This is a genomic window from Rhodococcus tibetensis (assembly GCF_024438035.1).
Classification (GTDB): Bacteria; Actinomycetota; Actinomycetes; order Mycobacteriales; family Mycobacteriaceae; genus Rhodococcus_F; species Rhodococcus_F tibetensis.
Genome location: NZ_JANFQF010000007.1, coordinates 26,724 through 40,114, shown reverse-complemented (window position 1 = coordinate 40,114; position 13,391 = coordinate 26,724). Strand labels below are relative to the sequence as shown.

Genomic DNA, 13,391 nt, shown 5'->3' with positions numbered 1-13,391 from the left:
GGTGTCTCGCTCGTCGGCCTGCGACCTGTTCGACGCGGTGTCGGTTGTGCCGTGACCAGGTCCGTGTCGCGACACTTCCATGCGTATATCCCACGGTACTGTCATTGTGTCGAGTCACCGCACGGGTCTACGCACTAGCATGATATCGGTCTTTGTCCGGACGAGTGTTTTTGTGGGGATTTCCGGGCTTGACCAGTACGAATCGCGATTTTCGACGGCCCCGTGATAATGTTCTCCAGTCGCTCGGGCGAGTGGCGGAATGGCAGACGCGCTGGCTTCAGGTGCCAGTGTCCTTCGGGACGTGGGGGTTCAAGTCCCCCTTCGCCCACCACAGCGGTTTTCGAACCGCGACAACAAGAGCCACGAACTCGGACGAGTTCGTGGCTCTTGTCGTTTCCGATGTGAAGTCGATCCCGTCCGCAGCCTGTTCGGCGCCGAATACCTGATGAGACGAACCCGCTGGCGGGTTCCGACCCCGCTCAGCAGTGCAGCGGGTAACTGAAGGCGCAGATGCACGAATCCGCCGGCCACTACGCCGCCGGATTCGTCGAAGGTGGGGGTCGAATCATGAACGGAGCGCTCCGGCCTGCCGGTGCCGACAATGTTGTCGAGTACATCCGGTCCGTTGCTGCGACGGTGGAAGCGGACACGGTCGAGTGGTGGCAGGGCCCCGCCTTCGACGCGGTCCTCACGCTGTCCTCGGAAATTCCCTGCTACCGGGGCCGGAAGGTCGTTCTCGCCTGGAACCGCCACTTCGGGTGGTCAGTCGGTGTTCACGGCCTCACGGGCGGGAACGTGGTGATCATCGAGGGCCTCGGGATCGGACGGGCACCCGAGCCCACCCGATGTGCAGACCGGGTTGTCGAAGCGGTTGCGGATCTGGGCGACTGGGTGCCCGGAGCGTCCGCCGGCCCCGTGGTCGGTGATATCCGTCTGCGAGCGCTCGAGGAGCTTCACCACGGGGTGCAGCCTGAACCGAGAGTCGTGCGGGGAGGCTTCGGCAGGTAGTCCGAGTCGTACCCACTTACCTAGCATGAGCGTATGTACTCGGAGCGGAGTTCCGCCTTCGCCGGCGCCGTGGTGTGGGAGAAGACCGCGGTGGAAGGCGACGGCGCAGTCCTTCCCGACGGTTGCATGGACCTCATCTGGATGGACGGTGATGTGGTCGTGGCGGGTCCGGATTCTCGGGCATACATCGCACGCACTCGCCCTGGTGATCGGCTGGTGGGAATGAGATTTTCGCCCGGCACTCTGCCACGCCTGTTAGGGACGCCGGCGGACGAGCTGGCGAACGCGCGGGTGCCCCTCGCAGACCTGCTGGGGAACGACGACACCGCGCGGCTCCTGTCCGCGATCGCCGATCACCCCGACCCGGCCACACAACTCGAGGAGTTCGCTGCCGCCCGCCGTCGGTTCGCTTCGAGGTCGGACGGCAGAATCCCGGTGATCGTGAACTTGCTCGCGCGTCAGTGCCCGATAAGGGAGGTGGCGGACCGTGTCGGTGTCAGCGAACGCCAGCTGCACCGGCTGTGTCGTCGCGAGTTCGGGTACGGACCGAAGGTGCTTGCGCGCATTCTCAGGCTGCAGTGGGCGATGGAGTTGGCGGGTTCGGTGTCAGCCGCGGAGGCGGCAAGCTTGGCCGGTTTCGCCGATCAAGCCCACCTCATCCGCGAGTCCCACGAGTTGACCGGCCGCCCCTTCGGCCGACTCGTCATGTCGTCGTGAGTGGGGCGAACAGGTCGACGGGATTACCGTCCGGGTCGTCGATCGTGGCGTAACGCTGACCCCACGGCGCGTCCCACGGCGTATGGCGGCCGCGGTACCCGGCATCGGTCAGTTCATCGAATACCTTGTCCACGTCCTTCGGGCCGCCGCAGTCGAATCCGAGTGATACCCGATGCCCACCTTCGGGTTTCGACCAGTCCGGCGCGAACGATCGGATCGTCTCGATGGTGTCCCACAACAGTCGGATACCGCCCGGAAATTCGAACTCGACGTGCGGCGCCTCGTCGGACTCGGCGGGGATGTCGAGGCCGAGGCGGCGGTAGAACGCCAACGACGCGGCGAGGTCGTGGACTGCCAGTTCGATGGCGGAGAAGGAGGGATTCGTCATGTCGCAAAGGTAGCTTCGGAAGACGTCGGTGGAATAGAAGGTTTCAGACATCTTCGCCGACGCGCCCGGGTCCGATTCCTTCAATCACGTCGGGCGGCGCACAGGGATGCTGGGAGGTATGACCTGCGAATCGACCCATGTCAGTGTGTTCATTTCCCGCACCGCCGCCGACGTCTACGCCTATGCGAGCGACCCCGCCAACCTCCCTGCCTGGGCCGCTGGGTTGAGCAGCACCATTACTCGTGAAGGTGATCACTGGGTTGCCGATTCGCCGATGGGGCAAGTATCCGTCGCTTTCGCGCCGACCAATGACTTCGGAGTGCTCGACCACAACGTCACCCTCCCGGGCGGTGACACCGTCTACAACCCGGTTCGCGTCATCCCCGACGGCGAACACAGCGAAGTCGTCTTCACCCTCCGGCGACGAGACGGCATGGGCGCCGACGAGTTCACCGCCGACGCCTCGGCCGTCACCGCCGACCTGCAGCGGTTGAAGGGGTTGCTCGAGGCGTAAATCGGTCCTTGCCTATATTGGCAGTAACCGATATAAAGAACAGGTGCACGCGTTTGACGTTCTCGGCGACCCCGTCCGGCGGCGGATTCTGGAACTCCTTTCAGAAGGAGAGCGCTCGGCCGGTCAGGTGACCGAAGTCGCGGCAGCAGAATTCGGGATTTCGCAGCCGACGGTGTCCGGACACCTGCGGGTGCTTCGGGAGAACGGGTTCGCCACGGTCCGGCGCGAAGGCACCAGGCGTCTCTACGCGGTCGAGCCGGCGCCGCTGCAGGAAGTGGATCAATGGCTCGAAGGCTTCCGGCGGTTCTGGAGCGGGCCGCTCGACGCTTTGGCCACCGAACTCGCTCGCGGGAACCGTCGGGACCGCCAACCGAGCCGATCGTCACATCCCGACTCATCGAATGAAGGAGACCGACAGTGAACGAGATCGCCAGCCAGGACACCAGCCTGACGGCAGTGCAGCGGACGATGGGCAACCGAGAAATCGCCGAGGGTTCAGCGCGAACGGCAGTGCTGAAGCGCCGTTACGAAGCGCCGGTCAATGATGTGTGGGATGCCGTCACCACCCCGGACCGTGTCAACCGCTTCTTCCTCCCCGTCAGTGGCGACCTGCGCGAAGGCGGTTCCTATGCGCTGCAGGGGCAAGCCAGTGGGAAGATCCTGGTCTGCGACCCCCCGCATCTGCTCCGGCTGCAGTGGACACCGCCCGACGACCGTGGTTACAGCGACCAGGTCGAGGTCCGGCTGACTCCCGATGGCCCGGACGCCACTTGGCTGGAGTTGGAGCACGCTTCGATCGCCGACGTGTTCCGTAACGACCCGGATACCGGCTGCTACGGCGTCGGAACGGGTTGGGAAGGTCCACTGCACTACCTCGGGGAGTACCTGCGAGGTGTTCTGCCGGACCGCCCCAGCACCGAGTGGTACACCTTCGACGAAGCCGAAGAGTTGCGCCTCGCCAACTTCCGCGGCAGGGAATGGGCAAAAGTCGAGGCACAGCACGCGGGCGGCACCGACAACGGGTGATACGGGGGCGCGGGGCTGCGGGGCAACTCACCAGGTGGTTGTTTGCACACGAATTAGTTCGTTGCACAGGCATTTTCGTGCGCAAATGGCGAATACGTGTGCATCTGTTGCGTGGGTGTTCCGTCAGGTGGGTGTTCCAGGCTCGAGAATGAGTCGGGCATGGTGTTCACCGCATACTGCAACGCGGGCGTGGGGCCGACTACTCTTCGTTGTGGGGTGGCGCCCCCGCAAGTGGCTGTTTGCAGACGGATCAGTTCTTTGCAGGGTAATCTCGCGCGCAAGCGGCGATCTACTGCGCAACTGTGAGATCGCTGGGTGGGAGTCGGGCCGATTGGAACGTGGATCCTCTCGGACTTTGCTTCCCCGTTCGCCACCGGAACTGCCCGAGACAAACGAACGGGAGTTATGGGTGGGTCGCTGACTGAAATGTGTTGCTGATCAGTCTTCATTCCTGATCGAACTCCATTTTGGGCTTTTGACGCGACTGAAGGGAACACAGTTCCTTCAAAAGAAGGAAGCCCATTTTCCCACTTCTCGAAATGCAGATCGAGGAGAGCGGTGAATCGCCTGAAACTCTTCCAATCACGACGAGTGCGGTATTTCCTATATCGAGCTGCAGTGCCGTTCTGAGCTCGAGCAACGTGCCGACGATTGAGCTTGAAGCACAGTGGCGGACACCCGCGAACGCGCATTCCTGCAGCAAGCATCGAGCCGCAACGGCTCCCAGTCGGTAGATCAGACCGGACTCTGGACAAAGCAAATTGGCCGATGGCCGCGATGGATACGCTACGCGGGAAGCTCAGTCTCCAACTTCGATCGAACCCACATTCCGGGCCTTAGCCACGATTGATTCGAACGTCGCGACAGCTTCGCGGTCGTCATCAAAATATCGTTCCCAGAATCCGGCGCCAGCAAAATCGGGATACGTTAGCAGTAGCGAGTTGTCAGGGCGCTCGTAAAGCCTCCACGCGTCGGGAGTGGAGTTGTCATTCGTCTCGAACATGGACGACGGCCAGATAGATGCCCGGCCGTTGGCATCTATGATTCGGTAGGACGTTTCCCCGTTCTTGTTGAGATATATTTCCAATACGTGGGAAACGCCATCACTGAGTATCGGAAGGGATGTGCGCATTCCTCGATCAATATTCGCTGCGTCACTCTTTAGTGAAACAATCATGGTCCCCGGTACACCAACTTTGTCTTGTAGTCGAGCTCATACATAATTTCTGCAGTATTCCTGTTCATGTAGAAATGTGTTTCACCACTCCAGCGTCCGACTCGGAAATGCTCGGTTGAGAATTTACCCCAATCGGTCACCGACTCTCCCCGCTGCAGAACCGCCTCGCGGAATCTGGGATTGTTGATGTCCTGTCCGGGTATCAACTCGTCTGCGCGTCTTGCTGTCTCGGGGTGCAGTGTCCCGTCGGCTGCGCTCAAGCTCGACATCTGACGGTGTGTCAGATCATTGTGTAGACGCACTGCATCGGCCGCGTTGTGGGCTGAGGGCGAAGGACTGACTTCCTCACACGCCGTCGGCACCAACCCCAACGGATCGGTCCATCCGGTGGGGTTGTGGGGGTAGGTGTTCGGGTTGGGTGAGGGCGCGAGTCCGAGTGGGTCCTGGGTGAGGTAACGGGCGGTTTCGGGGTTGTAGTACCGGTGCAGGTTGTAGTGGAGGCCGGTTTCGGGGTCGTGGTACTGGCCGGGGAAGCGGAGTGGCGTGTGGGTGGCACCGTGCCAGGTGGTGTTTCCCCAGAGGTCGGTGGTGGAGTGGGCGACGCCGTCGGCGGTGCGGGGGTCGACAAGTTCGACGGGTGTGCCGACGAGGTCGGTGATGATCGCGTAGAACTCGGTGTCGATCGCATGCTGGTCGGCGGACGCTGCATCTGGGGGATCGGTGGCGTCCCTGCTCACCGACTGTGTGATCGGTGCGTAGCTGCCGTGTTGGTAGTTCCAGCGGGTGGTGGTGTCGCCGGTGGTTTGTTCGAGTAGGTGCGTTCCGTCCCAGGTGTAGCGGGTGTGTTCGGTGACGTTGCCGTCGTTGTTGATTCGTTGCTTGGTGGTGCGGCGGCTGAGCGCGTCGTAGGTGTACCGCCACCGGATGCCGTCCGGGGTGGTGACGTCGGTGAGTTGGTCGAAGGCGTTGTAGCGGTAGTGCCAGGTGTCCGCAGGGCGGGACAGTCGGGTGGTGGACTTCCGGATCAAACGACCCGCGGCGTCATAGTGGAACCGAGTGCGACCGTCTCGGATCAGAAGGTTCCCGAAATACTCGCGACGGTCCGTGCCGGAATCGGTGATGTTGCCGAGCCGGTCGTAGGCATACCGCTCGGTGGGGTGACCGTCCTGCAGGACGGCAGTGATCCGCCCCACCAGGTCGAGATCGAAGCTGCGCCGGACGGTGTCGGACGCGCTCCGTGCGGTGGTGTGGTCGGCCAGATACCCATCCGGGCGGTACGCGTAGCTGTCGCGTCTGAGAGTTTTCGGCTCGACCTTCGGCGTGGGATCCACACCCAAGTTGAGCGTGGAGACCGGATGGGCTATCACGTCCTGCGCGGCGATCTGGCCGCGTGCGGTGTGATCGCGGTTGACCGCGACCTCACCGACACGCCAAGTGGTGAGTTGCCCGATGGAGTCGTGCGTGAAGGACAGATGGTGACCGTCGGTGGTGAGACCCAGCAGCCGGCCTGCGGGATCCCATTGCCAAACCGTGCCACTGCCGGTCGGGGTGCGCTGTCTGGTCCGGCGACCGACCGCGTCGTAGTCGAAACTCAGTTCCGCGCCGCGATCGAGCGTCTCATTGAGCAGTTGCCCAGTCGGCGAGTACGCGAACTCCAGTGAATGGACCATTCCGTCACCGGTCCCGGTGGAGGCCGCGACGACTCGACCTGCGAGGTCGTGCTTGTAGTGGAGATACTCGCCGGAGTCGGCACGGACATCGGTGACGCGACCGAGGATGTCGTAGGTGTGTCGTCGAGGGATGCCGGTTGCCGGGGTGACCGTGGCAACGCGACCAACGCCGTCATAGGTGTAAGTGGTTGTGGCACCGATGAAATCGGTCTCAGCGCTGAGCCTGCCCGCCGCGTCGTATCGGTACGTCCACGTAGCGCCCAACGAATTGGTGACCGAAGTAAGTCTTCGTTCGGTGTCCCAACCGTAGGTGGTGGTGCTGCCGTCGGGATCGGTGCGGGATGCGAGGAGATCGAAGGCTCCGTACTCGTACCGGGTGGCGGCACCCAGGGCGTCTGTGTGGACGAGGAGATTGCCCTCGCCGTCGTATGCCCACGCTTCACGCGTGCCGTCGGAGTGGGTGCGTTCGACGAGCTGACCATCCGCCGACCATCGGTAATGCGTGCTCTGTCCGGCGGGATCGGTGACTGCGACAGGGCGGCCGAAACAGTCTCGGACGATGCGGGTGACTGCGCCGAGAGGGTCGGTGACAGCGACGGGTAAACCTGCAGAATCGCATTCGATGAAAGTGCGCGCACCTCCCGGATCGGTGATCGCACGCACGCTGCCCGCGGAGTCGTACGTGTACTCGGTGCGTGCCCCCGCGGGGTCGACGACAGCGACAAGGTTCCCGTCCTCATCCCATTCTTGGCGGGTAATCGTCCCCTCCGGCTGCCGAATCGATGTCGGCCGCCGGGGGCCGGCGTAGTCGAGAGCGACAGCCCGCCCGTCCGGCCGCGTGATCCGAGCTACGTCTCCGTCCGCGGTGTAGCGGTAGCTGGTCGTCGCACCGTCGGGCCCGACCACCCGCAACGGTTCACGACGTGCGTTGTAATCGGTGTGCGTGCGGAGGCCGGCGGCGTCGACCAGATCGCGCAACCGGAGGTCGGAGTCGAAGCCGTGGACGGTGGCCGCACCGGTGGAGTCGGTGACGACGGTGACCGAGCCGGGCGAGCCGGGGTTGGTGCGGTAGTCGAACGTGGAGTCGAGGACACCGGCCGTGCCGTTCTGCCGGACGACCCGCCCCTCCGCGTCGTAGGTATTCACCATGCGGTTGCCGTTGCCGTCGAGCCACGACAGCATGCGACCTTCCGCGTCGTAGGTGTAACGGGTCGATCCACCGCCGAGTCGGACGATCGCGGTCAGTTCTCCTGCGGCGTACTCGAAGTCGCGGACCGCGGTCGCGGTATCGCCGTCGGCGACTGACAACGACACGATCCGCCCGGCCCGTGTCTCCACGAGAACCCGGTAACCACCCGAGTGCGAGACCTCGACCGGAGCACCGGAAGTGTCGTAACGGAAGAGGATGCGATTGCGGTGGCGGTCGGTGATTGCACTGATTGCGATGTTGCCCAGCGCGGAGTCGAGAGCGTCCAGTTCCGGCTTGGGTGCGAAATGCCAGGTGAGTCCGCGGTCGGGATCGTGAACCTGGTAGCCACCGGTTTCGGTCCGCGACAACGGCCAGCGCTGCCCCGACTCCGGCATCACTGGGGTGCCCACCTCCGGATGTGGGTAGGCGAGCATCACGCCGTCTTCGGCCAGCAGCGTGACCCCGGCCTCTTCGATCACCACACGCATGTCCACGGTGGAGGACCAGCTCGGGCCGAACCACCGTCCGAACCGGTATCCGGAGCGATGTCGACGACCGATTACCAACGGCAATACACCCGGAAGGGTGAGATCGACCTCGGGGAGGAGGAACTCACCCGTCGCGACGTCGACGGGGTCGCGACCGGAACAAGTTTGACGACCTGTACGATCTGCGCGAACGCCCGACTCTTGCGCAGACGCATACGCTCCAAGGTCGGCAACGGCCTGATCTTGTTGCACGCGACTCGATTGGGCTGCATAACCGGACGCGAGGGCGAGCGGTATCAGTCGATCAGCGGCGAAATGCGCGCTGTGGTCCCCACCGCTGCTCGCCATTACTGACGGGGATTCCGTTCGATATACCTCTGAGTGAACAGGCCCAGAAGATATGTGCAGGCTACTTTTTCGGAATCGAAGCTGACGTCGTCCCACCGCGAACCCCGCTCGGAAAAGAACACGATCCATCGATCGTCCTCTTGGACTAGGCAGATCTTGTCTTCTTCATCGCGGCCGATTGCGTAGTCGCGCTCGCTGAACCCGAGAGACGTAAGATAACTTGTCATAAGTGCCACTGACATTCTCATTATTAACCCACTTCCCGTAAATATCCGCCGGATATCAACTCTTCGACTGTGTGCGACGAAAGATACTGCAGTCCACCTCCGGGCATACCTTGGGCTGGTGCTGCCTGTCCTACCCATACGGGGATCTCCCTCAAAACCTCGTATCTGTGGTATCCGCGTTCCAAGTTCGAAGGTGGAAGTGCGCGTTCGTGATATGGAACACCTTCTGGGGAGACGAACCGGCCGTTGGGGTCGCCGAATCGATCGATGCGAGCGCCAGGCTCGAGTACTGCAGGATGGCGATCGGTTGGGCTTGAGAACCCGTCGGGGTACTGCTTGCTGTCGGGCCATTTCAAATCCTCGGGGTCTACTTCACCGCGTTCGAGGAATTCACGGCTGAGGGCTACTACTTCGGGAGAGTCCGAACTCAGACCAGGCAGCGTGTCGTCGGGACTGAGGACGTTTGTGTCGATTCTGGCGTCGTCAATAAGGTCTCGAGCGGGATGTTCGAGATACCTTGTTTGTACTGTTTCGCCGTCTTCGTCGACATACCCAATTGCTTCTTCGTCGAGATACCGGATGCCTCTTTCGTAGGGATCCGGGCTGCCGTCGACGTCCCGTTGGACTTCGGAAGCCTGTTCAGAGTCGTTGCCATGAATAGGCGAATCGTCGCCTTGTGTCCCGGGCTGGGGGTCCGGACTTGATGGGGAGCCGGTGTCCGAGCGGTCGGTGTCGCGGAACTCCGGTAAGTGGGTTTCTGCACTCGTCGGATGCGTATCTGCGTGCTGAGTCGGCGAGTCGACGTGAGGGGTGTCGGGCTTGGGGATGTGGCCGACGTCCGCGACGTCGTCGAGTAGCCGCGCGCCGCTGCCGAAGTCTCCGGCTTCGTCGACGAGACGCACTGCCGTGCGGGCGCCGGCGACTCCGGCGCCGGCGCCTCCGGTCGCGGCGGTGAGGAGGGCGTCGCCGGTGAGGCTTCCGGCGAACTCGAAGGGGTTCTTCCGGATGTCGCTGACCACCCCGGACACCATCGCGCCGGGGTCGGCCGCTGCGACCACGAGCCCGGTGGCGAGGTTGGACATGCTCGCTTGATACTCGGCCGGATGCGTCATGTTGTAGGTCTCGTACGGGTTGACCTGTCGTACGAACTGGACGATCCCGGTGAGCCCGGTCCCGAGTCCGGAGTAGAAGTTCGCGACGGCGAGATGCGTACCGTCGATGGCGTCGGTAGCGTTGTGCATCCACCGCTCCGTGAAGGATGGTGCGGCGGGTGCCGACGAGGTGGCCGCATCGAGTGCGCCGGAGACTTGACCGGCGACCCCGTCGCGTTCGGCTCGCGCGCCCCGAAGAATATCGCGGGCTTCTTCGCGCAACGCGGTCCATGTGTCGACGAGGGGGCTCGCGGCCTGTTCGTCTCCGCTGAGTGCGTTGAACGCCGTCTTCTTCGCCCGTTCCTCCGCCTCGGCTTGCTTCCACTTCGCCACTGCGTCGGTTGCGCGGGCCTGGGCCGCCTCCACGGTGTGACTCCACGACGTCAACGTCTGCGCGGCCGCGGTCATCGCATCGGCGGCGTCGTGCCACAGTCCCGGTTGCTTGTCGAAGACTTCGTTGAATCCGTCTGCCGCACTGCCCGTCCAGTCGGCAGCATCGACGGTGCGGAGGGCGTCACCGGTCGATCCGATGCTGGTCGCCAAATCGGTGAGCGTGTTGGTGGCCTCGGTGATCGCTGACGGTTCGCCGCGGATCAGTTCCTTCGGCTCTTCCGTCTGCCCCAGGTCCAGTTCGTCGACAGCTCCACCGGTCGCACTGGCGATCTCGTCACCGAGATCGGTGAGAGCATCGGACAAGCCGCCGGCGCCCACCCTGTCTGCGAGCCCAGCTGCGGCGTCGAGTCCCGAATCCAGTGTCTGCCCGACATTTTCGACGGTGCTTTCGATGGTTTCCTCCGCCGCGTCCCCGACGTCGTCGACCATGCCCTTCGCGTCTTCCCAGGTATCGCTGAGCCAACTCACGACGGCCCGCCCGCCGACATGATCGCGGCGGCCTGCTCGGCGCCGTCCGTGTTCCAGCCGGCAGTCGATTCCGAGTCCAGCATGTCTCCCAGCGGGGAGACATTAGCCAGCGCCTGCGGGCCTACGGCGGATAACACCTGGTTGTTGGTGGCGATGGTCTGATCGGCCGCCGCGAACGACTCGAGACTGTAATCGGGGTTGAGGGTTTGGTTGACCGGGTTGTCGGCGAGCGTCTCGCCCCACGTCCGATCGTCGATCTCGTCACCACTGAGGTGGGGATTGCCGACGGTGTTGGTCCACATCGTTTTCAGCGCGTCCGAGTAGGCCTGTTCGGTGGCATGGTAGCGGCCTGCAGCCAGGTCGAGGGTCCGGGCGATCTCGTTGGCCGCCTGAACGAGGTAGCGCACACCCCAGGACCACCGCTGCGCGAACTCTTCCAGGCTCGATTGGACTTCCTGCTTCCCAGCCTCCATGGGTGACAGGGCGAGAAGGGAGAATCCCCGCCCGACGGCTGCAGTCTCGCCGATGCCCAATCCGGACAGCGACCCGGTGATCGCATTGATTCCCTGCGCGGCCGCGGCGAGCACTGCGGGATCGACCTCGAGATGTTCCCCCATTTACGCGGCCTCGTCGAGCGAGGGCGGAAATGCCATCGGGACGACTCCGGCGACGTCGATCACGATTCCGGTCGGCCTGTCCAGGGCTGGGATGAGAATGTCCATCAGACGCCATCCGAACACTGTGTGGAAACGACAGGGCCCTGCGTGTTCGTCGCGCACGAGCACGTACCGGGCATACTCCTGCTCGCTGGTGAACGCGCAGAACCAGTCGAGGCCACCGAATGTGCTGATGAGCACTCGGTCGTCTTCGGTGATCGGGATGAGCACCGTCGCCGAGCGAAGTGCTACGGACAATCTCGCCGGATGCCCGAACCCTTGCCGGAACGCGTCTATTTCGGCGAGCAGCGCGCTGCAGTTGCCGACCGATTCCCCCATGATCCCCCCGGATGTCGAATTGCCCTCCCCGTGCGGGGACAGTACTGGATTACACCGACACCGGCACGGGCACCGGTTCGCGACGCCCGTCGGCGACCGCCGACGCGATGGCGAGGAGCCGCAAGTATGCCGCACGGGTGTCGGCGGCGAGGTGATCGTGGCTGATGACGATTCCCATGCCGAGGTGTTCGTCGTACGGGATGGTCTCGACGCCCCAGACCTGACCGCCGAGGTACTCGCGCAGCAGGTCGACGTCCACCTGCCAGCCGGTGTTGTCCTGGTTCGACACGGTGACGACTGTCCGGGACAGACCGGGTTCACCGAGGATGTCGCCAATCGACTGCAGTGCCGCGCGTAGGCGATTGAATGCGTCGGCGCGGCAGGGCGCGACGAGGATGATCGGGGTCGGTGCGGCCAACAGCGGTGCCAGGTAGGCGGCCCGCAATCGGTGACCCAGGTCGTACACGCAGCTCGCACCGCGGGTGCGCAGAGAATCGGCGAGGGAGGACATTTCGCTGGGTGTGGCCGTCTCACTGCCGAGCCGATTCACAATCCGGGCGCCCGCCGTCGTGCGTGAACAGTGCCCGTCGAAGACGTCGTCCGTGACGGCGCCGGACGCTGCTGCCGACACCACGTGTTCGAGTCCGCTCACGGAGAGCACGGCGTCCGCGCCGCGCTCCGCGATGTCGCCGCCCGCCGGGGTTGCGTCGACTGCGATCACTGCACTCCCGCGCGCAGCCGCGGTGTTGGCGAGTCCGAGTGCTGTCGTCGTTGCGCCCGCACCTCCGCACGCACCCAGAACGAGTGCGGAAGGGGCTGTGGTCGAACCGGTTCGGTGTGTCACTGGGCGTCTCCGATGGATGTGATGTAGGTACGGCCGTCGTGGTCGGTGGTGGTCACGACCTGCTGGTATTGGTGGGTCGACCCGTCCGGTCGCTGTTCCGTGAGTGTGACGGCATAGCGGCCGGGCTCGGTGGAGGTGATTGCGAGGCAATGTTCGGTGCCCTCGGGCAGCGAGTCGATGCCCCGCTGGATCGCCTCTGCCGATCCCATCGGCGCATCGGCGGTCACCACTTCGCGGGCCTTCGCGCCGCTTCGCTCCACGTAGTAGGCGTGGTCGAACGCCAAAATCGTCTCGGTACCGTCCGACGTGCCGCCGGGACCGTTGCCCGTAACCGTTCCGCCGTTTCGGGATTCGGTGCACCAACCCGGATCGGCGGCCGCGACAGGAGTTCCGGTCTCATTCGAGGTTTCCGAGGTGAGTACGGCAACGACACCGACGAGCACTGCTCCGAGTGCCGAGGCGGCGCCGGCGAAAGCAAGTTTCTGTTTTACGCGTCCCTCGCGGACGACGGGAGTGGTGTCACGATCGTCGCTCGGTGCCAGCCAGGTGGGGGCGGGCGGCGGCGCAAGCTCGGGCTGCGAGTCCGCAACGACTTCCGTGGGTTCCGCAGCACTCGCAGACGCGGTGGTCGCGGCGGCCGGAGCGAAGGGCGGGAACCAGTGTGCGAAGCGATCGAGGGGAGCGCTGTCGTCGTTCCTGCGGGGCGGTTCTGTCACAGGTGAATCCTCCACACCTCATTCCGCCGGGTGGAGCCGACCCTGCAGCCGGCTCCACCCGGAGGATTTCGG

General features: G+C 64.0%; 12 protein-coding genes and 1 tRNA gene. 6 read left to right on the top strand and 7 right to left on the bottom strand.

The annotated features are described in order from the left end of the window. Positions 1–245: 245 nt before the first annotated feature. The 3 genes from NOF53_RS09965 (at position 246) to NOF53_RS09955 (ending at position 1,725) form a co-directional block, all read left to right on the top strand. Positions 246–331, top strand: a tRNA-Leu gene (locus NOF53_RS09965). Between the two features lie 179 nt (positions 332–510). Then, on the top strand, positions 511–1,008 hold the full coding sequence (locus NOF53_RS09960) for a DUF6292 family protein (protein WP_255967806.1): 498 nt from the start codon (positions 511–513) through the stop codon (positions 1,006–1,008). Positions 1,009–1,041: 33 nt separating this feature from the next. Next, positions 1,042–1,725, top strand: a complete 684-nt coding sequence (locus NOF53_RS09955; protein ID WP_255967805.1) for a helix-turn-helix domain-containing protein — start codon at positions 1,042–1,044, stop codon at positions 1,723–1,725. Here NOF53_RS09955 and NOF53_RS09950 read toward each other — a convergent pair. Beyond that, positions 1,712–2,113 (bottom strand): VOC family protein, encoded by a 402-nt coding sequence (locus NOF53_RS09950; protein WP_255967804.1) that lies wholly within the window; start codon positions 2,111–2,113, stop codon positions 1,712–1,714. The genes NOF53_RS09955 and NOF53_RS09950 overlap by 14 nt on opposite strands. 118 nt (positions 2,114–2,231) lie before the next feature. Here NOF53_RS09950 and NOF53_RS09945 point away from each other — a divergent pair, with 118 nt between their 5' ends. From NOF53_RS09945 to NOF53_RS09935, 3 genes are read left to right on the top strand one after another with little or no spacing between them, the layout of a single operon-like run. Then, a complete protein-coding gene (locus NOF53_RS09945) occupies positions 2,232–2,627 on the top strand; it encodes an SRPBCC family protein (protein WP_255967803.1) in 396 nt (131 codons plus the stop codon). Between the two features lie 43 nt (positions 2,628–2,670). Next, positions 2,671–3,048, top strand: coding sequence for an ArsR/SmtB family transcription factor (locus NOF53_RS09940; RefSeq protein ID WP_255967802.1), 378 nt, complete (start codon positions 2,671–2,673; stop codon positions 3,046–3,048). Beyond that, positions 3,045–3,653: an SRPBCC family protein gene (locus tag NOF53_RS09935; RefSeq protein WP_255967801.1), complete on the top strand. Its 609-nt coding sequence runs from the start codon at positions 3,045–3,047 to the stop codon at positions 3,651–3,653. Before NOF53_RS09940 ends, NOF53_RS09935 begins: the two co-directional genes overlap by 4 nt. A gap of 1,173 nt (positions 3,654–4,826) precedes the next feature. On the opposite strand, the gene NOF53_RS09930 is transcribed toward NOF53_RS09935, so the two are convergent. From NOF53_RS09930 to NOF53_RS09905, 6 genes are all read right to left on the bottom strand, one after another. Next, positions 4,827–8,525 carry an RHS repeat-associated core domain-containing protein gene (locus NOF53_RS09930; RefSeq protein ID WP_255967799.1) on the bottom strand — a complete coding sequence of 1,233 codons (3,699 nt, stop codon included), beginning with the start codon at positions 8,523–8,525 and terminating at the stop codon, positions 4,827–4,829. Positions 8,526–8,775: 250 nt separating this feature from the next. Beyond that, positions 8,776–10,764, bottom strand: coding sequence for a TNT domain-containing protein (locus NOF53_RS27695; protein WP_255967797.1), 1,989 nt, complete (start codon positions 10,762–10,764; stop codon positions 8,776–8,778). Then, positions 10,761–11,381 carry a hypothetical protein gene (locus NOF53_RS09920; RefSeq protein WP_255967795.1) on the bottom strand — a complete coding sequence of 207 codons (621 nt, stop codon included), beginning with the start codon at positions 11,379–11,381 and terminating at the stop codon, positions 10,761–10,763. Before NOF53_RS09920 ends, NOF53_RS27695 begins: the two co-directional genes overlap by 4 nt. After that, positions 11,382–11,759: an SseB family protein gene (locus NOF53_RS09915; RefSeq protein ID WP_255967793.1), complete on the bottom strand. Its 378-nt coding sequence runs from the start codon at positions 11,757–11,759 to the stop codon at positions 11,382–11,384. A 49-nt stretch (positions 11,760–11,808) separates the two neighbouring features. Further along, positions 11,809–12,603, bottom strand: a complete 795-nt coding sequence (locus NOF53_RS09910) for an MDR/zinc-dependent alcohol dehydrogenase-like family protein (protein ID WP_255967791.1) — start codon at positions 12,601–12,603, stop codon at positions 11,809–11,811. Further along, positions 12,600–13,319 carry a DUF8176 domain-containing protein gene (locus NOF53_RS09905; RefSeq protein ID WP_255967789.1) on the bottom strand — a complete coding sequence of 240 codons (720 nt, stop codon included), beginning with the start codon at positions 13,317–13,319 and terminating at the stop codon, positions 12,600–12,602. Before NOF53_RS09905 ends, NOF53_RS09910 begins: the two co-directional genes overlap by 4 nt. Positions 13,320–13,391 lie beyond the last annotated feature (72 nt).

Coding starts and splice junctions, on each gene's coding strand:
- NOF53_RS09960 (WP_255967806.1), top strand. CDS start 511: ATGCACGAATCCGCCGGCCACTACGCCGCCGGATTCGTCGAAGGTGGG.
- NOF53_RS09955 (WP_255967805.1), top strand. CDS start 1,042: ATGTACTCGGAGCGGAGTTCCGCCTTCGCCGGCGCCGTGGTGTGGGAG.
- NOF53_RS09950 (WP_255967804.1), bottom strand. CDS start 2,113: ATGACGAATCCCTCCTTCTCCGCCATCGAACTGGCAGTCCACGACCTC.
- NOF53_RS09945 (WP_255967803.1), top strand. CDS start 2,232: ATGACCTGCGAATCGACCCATGTCAGTGTGTTCATTTCCCGCACCGCC.
- NOF53_RS09930 (WP_255967799.1), bottom strand. CDS start 8,525: ATGGCGAGCAGCGGTGGGGACCACAGCGCGCATTTCGCCGCTGATCGA.
- NOF53_RS09920 (WP_255967795.1), bottom strand. CDS start 11,381: ATGGGGGAACATCTCGAGGTCGATCCCGCAGTGCTCGCCGCGGCCGCG.
- NOF53_RS09915 (WP_255967793.1), bottom strand. CDS start 11,759: ATGGGGGAATCGGTCGGCAACTGCAGCGCGCTGCTCGCCGAAATAGAC.